This window comes from Halorubrum sp. SD612 (genome assembly GCF_002135005.1).
In genome coordinates this window covers 1-1,889 of the sequence record NZ_NEWI01000305.1, presented here as the reverse complement: position 1 = coordinate 1,889, position 1,889 = coordinate 1, and the positions used below count along the sequence as shown (strand labels likewise).

Here is a 1,889-nt window from a genome sequence, read left to right as displayed (position 1 = left end):
CCCGCGGGGAGGGGGGGGCGGCGTCCGCCGCCAGCGCGTCCGCGACCATGTCAGGTTCGACGGGGCCGCGCACACATCAATACGCGGGTCGAGCGCGGCACGAGACCGGGGACGCGGTCGACGGCTCAGATCTTGTTCTCGGCGTCGTCGGCGAGCTCCTCCATCCGCTTGCCGACGCGGCCCGCGGGCGAGAACTCGTCTTCGCTCATCGCGTTCGCCAGGGCGTTGCCGAGGACGAACACGGCGTGTTTGTGTTCGCTCTTCGACTTGTGGACGTGCGACGGGTCGACCTCGAGCTCGTCGTAGGGGTCGAAGAGCGTTCCGTCGACGGACTCCTGCGCGCGGAAGTGTTCCATGATCGTCACCATTTGCTCGTGAAGCTCGAGCAGCTCGTCCTTGTGCATACCCACGAATACGGGGTGTAGGCCCTTTAAACGTTGTTGAGGGCGGTACGCACGGTTTCGCGCCGCGGGGACCTCGACCGAGGGCGCCGCGCGGTCAGAAGACGTACTCGTCCTCGTGGCCCATCATCCCCTCGTCCTCGAATCCGTTGGAGTCGTCGTCGTCCCGCGGGCCGCTCGTTTTGTACGCCTTGATGCCGGTCGACAGCAGCTCTTCGACCGCCTCCTCGCGGTTGAGGAACTCCCCTTCCTCGACCATCTGGGCGATCTGCATCTCCAGATGCTCCGGCACGGTTATCTTCACTCGTGGCATTTGCTGTCCGGGTCTTGTGGCATGGCGTATATAAAATTGGCGTCGGAGATGCGGAGATTTGAAAACTCAAAACAAAAGCTCAAAAGTTCATTTTCAACATACCAAACAGTCATTTAGATATTTCGAACGCTGCGCCCCCTCACCGGTCGTCGTCGTCGCTCCCGCCGAGCGCGGCGCTCCCGGGGATCCCCCCCGTCTCCGAGAGCGACATTCATACGTCGGTCCGGACCGAACTCGGGGACATGACCGACTCCGGCGTCGACGCCGCCGAGGACCTCACCGACCTCTACCGCGAGTACGGCGACGACCGACTCCCGCCGGGCCAGCGCGAGACCGACGGGTTCCCCGTCCTCTCCAAGAGCGGGACCCCCTCGTGGGACCCGGACGCGTTCGAACTCGAAGCGTGGGGCGCCGTCGAGGAGCCGCTCGCCCTCTCGCTCGACGAGTTCCGCGATCTGCCGGCCGTCACCCAGCGACAGGACTTCCACTGCGTGACGGGGTGGAGCAAGTTCGACTGCGAGTTCACGGGCGTCGCCTTCGCCGATCTCGCAGAGCGCGCGGGCGTCCGCGACGACGCCGAACACGTGCTGTTCCACTCGCTCGACGGCTACACGACCGACCTCCCGCTCGACGAGTGCACGAAACCGGGCGTCCAGCTCGCGTACGGTTTCGACGGGGACGGCCTCCCGGCCGACCACGGCGGGCCGATCCGGGTCGTCACGCCGCACAAGTACGCCTACAAGGGCGCGAAGTGGGTCTCGGGCGTCGAGTTCCTCACCGAGCCCGAGCTGGGCTACTGGGAGAAGCGCGGGTACAGCGACACGGCGAACCCGTGGAACGAAGAGCGGTACAGCTGACGATCGACCTCTCGCTGCCTCCTATCCTCGTTCCGTCGCCGCTCGATTTCCCCCGTGCGCCCCGCCCCGATAGTCAGGGTAAAGGGTCCCCGGTCCCGACTCGACAGGTATGAAACGGGCGCGCTCTCGGTCGTCGCCGCCGCTGGTCAGCCGGGCCACGGCGATCGACGAACCGGCGTTCGCGGCGGCGTTCGACGCGCTGCCGTCCCCGCGTACCACCTGGAGCGCGCCCGACGACGCGCTGGTCGTCGGCGGCGGCGCGGCCACGACGCTGACCGCGTCGGGGAGCGACCGATTCGCGGCGATCCGGGAGGCGGC

The 1,889-nt window shown here is 67.0% G+C and carries 3 protein-coding genes and 1 pseudogene; 2 read left to right on the top strand and 2 right to left on the bottom strand.

Features of this window, described 5'->3' with window-relative positions; genetic code table 11:
- Positions 1 to 125: 125 nt before the first annotated feature.
- Positions 126 to 404 (bottom strand): UPF0058 family protein, encoded by a 279-nt coding sequence (locus B9G38_RS16720; protein WP_086221122.1) that lies wholly within the window; start codon positions 402 to 404, stop codon positions 126 to 128.
- A gap of 94 nt (positions 405 to 498) precedes the next feature.
- Positions 499 to 714: a ribbon-helix-helix domain-containing protein gene (locus B9G38_RS16715; RefSeq protein WP_004598554.1), complete on the bottom strand. Its 216-nt coding sequence runs from the start codon at positions 712 to 714 to the stop codon at positions 499 to 501.
- Positions 715 to 956: 242 nt separating this feature from the next.
- Here B9G38_RS16715 and B9G38_RS16710 point away from each other — a divergent pair, with 242 nt between their 5' ends.
- Together B9G38_RS16710 and B9G38_RS16705 are read left to right on the top strand one after the other, a co-directional pair.
- Entirely contained in the window at positions 957 to 1,571 is a 615-nt protein-coding gene (locus B9G38_RS16710) for a molybdopterin-dependent oxidoreductase (protein WP_086221121.1), read from the top strand.
- A gap of 109 nt (positions 1,572 to 1,680) precedes the next feature.
- A pseudogene (locus B9G38_RS16705) lies at positions 1,681 to 1,889 on the top strand (isochorismate synthase); the annotation flags it as partial.